This is a genomic window from uncultured Campylobacter sp., from assembly GCF_937981295.1.
Lineage (GTDB): Bacteria > Campylobacterota > Campylobacteria > Campylobacterales > Campylobacteraceae > Campylobacter_B.
In genome coordinates, this window is record NZ_CALJPC010000049.1 from 1 (window position 1) to 1,918 (window position 1,918).

Below are 1,918 nucleotides of genomic sequence, written 5' to 3' on the forward strand. Positions count from 1 at the left end.
GCTCGCTTCCAACTTTTCTACCTATAACGCCTCGATCTCCTCGTTTAGTTTAGCTAATTCCGCATCAACCGATGAATCTGCAATGAGATCATCCAGATTGCGCGAAATACGAGAAATATCAGACTTAGCATTTTTAGCGTCTCCTACGGCGTCTAAAAGCTTAACGGAATTTTCTTTAGCAGCGCTATAAACGATAGGAATGGTGCTTTTATTAATTCCTTTAAATTCTCCGTCATTATTTTTGATAAATTCTAAAAACGCATCGCGTAAATATGTATTTAAATCTATCGCGTCGCATTTAAACCCTATTTTTTCACGCAATAAGTAATCTGCGCTAAGTTTGGCTAACTTAGTAAGGCTTTCTTTATTGAACCCGCTAGTATCACTACTCTTTTCTATCCTAGATAAAAGTTCTAAGAAGAATTCGTCTAATCCTGCAAATAAAATTTCACCACCGAATTCCGCAATACTTTGCTTGGCTCTTTGCAGGTTAGCCATAGCAGCATCTTTAGCATTTTGCAGACCCTCGCTTTCTTTAGAATTGCTCCTTATCTTACCTTCCAATTCTTTCTTTTTAGCAGTTATAGCGGCAGATTTATCGCTCACTTGAGCTTCGTAAAATTTTATATTTATTTTAGCATTTTGCAAGCGCTCTTCCTCGCTTTTTTGTCGGCCCTCGCATAAGTCTAGATCAGATTTAATTTTACTTGCCATATTACTTTGTGAGATTAGTTCTCTTTCCGCCTTATTGATCTGATCCGATAATCTATCTAATACGGCAATATTCAACATGCTTTGAATTTTATCTTTTAGCTCGGTGCTGACCTCGTCTGCCATCGCCTCGATCTCTTCGCCGTCGAATACAAAAAACTGTAAAAAATTTAACGGTAGAATTCTCTCGATCTCCTCGCGAGCTTGATTGTTTTCCAGCCGCTCGCCGTCTTTTATAAAAATTAACTTTTCGCATAGATCAGGAAATCTACTCCACTCTCTCCTAATGATTATCTCGCGTTCATCTTCATCAAGCGCTAACTCAATATAGAATTTATTCTCGTCGTTGCTAAGCGCACGACGGTTAAAAGCGCCCCGCCATCCGTTTTCGCTATTTTGACCTAGCAGTAGGACCCTAGGTGTAAAAACACCTCTGCTACGTGTGCCAGTAAAATTTAATACGACCTCCGGTACATTTTCGCCTACATCTAGCATTCCGCTTCCTGCAAAAAGTAATTTCACGCTTCTTATAAAGCTAGTCTTGCCGAATCCATTCCTTCCGAAAAGTAAATATATAGGCTTGCCTTGTGACAAGGTAAATTCTACATTCTGTTCACCATAATAAGCGAAAAGATTACAAATCGTAATGCGTTTATAAAATATCATCACTATCTCCTAGCTTCGCCGTTTCATCATCAATATTTTTCATAATGATCTCGTAAATTTCGTTATCCTTGATACCTTCTTTTCGCACTATTTCTGAGATAATGCGCTTTGCCGCCTCTCCACCCTTACTTGTCGTATCGATTAAATCAACATCCTCTAATATGGGCGTTGAAATTTCAATATTTTGCATTCTGCCAAACTCCTTTGATATTGTAATACACGAGCTTTCGCTATCGAATTCTTTTTCCCAAATCTTAGCGATCATTCCTAGTTGTTCGTCACTAATTAGCTCACTGCCGCCGCACGCCTTAAATTCTGCTTCGCCGCGTAAAAGCCTTCTTAGAATTTCTTTTCGCGCCGAAGACGTAAAAGGCCCTGGACGAAAACTACCATCTTTTTTAAAATCGCACCTCATTGAACGATTTTCCCTAGCCTCCTTTATAAAATTCCGAAATTCATTTAGTACTGCCAGAGAGCTCTCACCACTTTTTATGAAGCCTTGCATAGATTTATCTTCGTTTACCAGCGTACATACCCAACA

At 39.1% G+C, this 1,918-nt stretch carries 1 protein-coding gene and 1 pseudogene; both read right to left on the reverse strand.

Annotated elements, in window-relative coordinates; genetic code table 11:
* Window positions 1-21 precede the first annotated feature (21 nt).
* Window positions 22-1,377 (reverse strand): AAA family ATPase, encoded by a 1,356-nt coding sequence (locus Q0135_RS03880; RefSeq protein ID WP_297988413.1) that lies wholly within the window; start codon window positions 1,375-1,377, stop codon window positions 22-24.
* Window positions 1,364-1,918, reverse strand: a pseudogene (locus Q0135_RS03885) (hypothetical protein); the annotation flags it as partial. The pseudogene Q0135_RS03885 and the gene Q0135_RS03880, both read right to left, overlap by 14 nt.

Bases quoted from the DNA above. Each gene is read 5' to 3' on its own strand.
- Q0135_RS03880 (WP_297988413.1), bottom strand. From the start codon at position 1,377: ATGATATTTTATAAACGCATTACGATTTGTAATCTTTTCGCTTATTAT.